The sequence below is a fragment of the Pseudomonas peli genome (assembly GCF_050563605.1).
In the GTDB taxonomy this organism is placed as follows: Bacteria; Pseudomonadota; Gammaproteobacteria; order Pseudomonadales; family Pseudomonadaceae; genus Aquipseudomonas; species Aquipseudomonas peli_A.
This window is the reverse complement of sequence record NZ_JBNXUH010000434.1, coordinates 1-250: the sequence shown is the minus strand read 5'-3', so window position 1 is coordinate 250 and position 250 is coordinate 1. Positions and strand designations below refer to the sequence as shown.

At 70.7% G+C, this 250-nt stretch carries 1 protein-coding gene and 1 pseudogene; both read left to right on the top strand.

Annotated features, from left to right (window positions below; translation table 11 throughout):
* Nucleotides 1-103 (top strand): annotated as a pseudogene (locus tag ACQ4LH_RS22175) (DUF3483 domain-containing protein); the annotation flags it as partial.
* Nucleotides 104-132: 29 nt separating this feature from the next.
* Nucleotides 133-250: DUF3483 domain-containing protein (locus tag ACQ4LH_RS22170; protein ID WP_430699032.1), on the top strand; the 118-nt coding region annotated here is incomplete at its 3' end.

The following is a 250-nucleotide window of genomic DNA, read 5'->3' as shown; positions in this document are numbered from 1 at the left end:
GGCCTGGGGTGTGTCCGAGCTGTTCTTCGGCATGACCTGGGGTGGGCCGATGAAGCACGCCATCGCCGGCGCGCTGCACCTGGCCTGGCACCGCCGTAGCGAATACTCGTTGGGCGTGGTCGGCGGCGTCGGATGTGTATAGGAGACGGGGCCGGGGGTGTGTCCGAGCTGTTCTTCGGCATGACCTGGGGTGGGCCGATGAAGCGCGCCWTCGCCGGCGCGCTGCCCCTGGCCTGGCACCGCCGTAGCG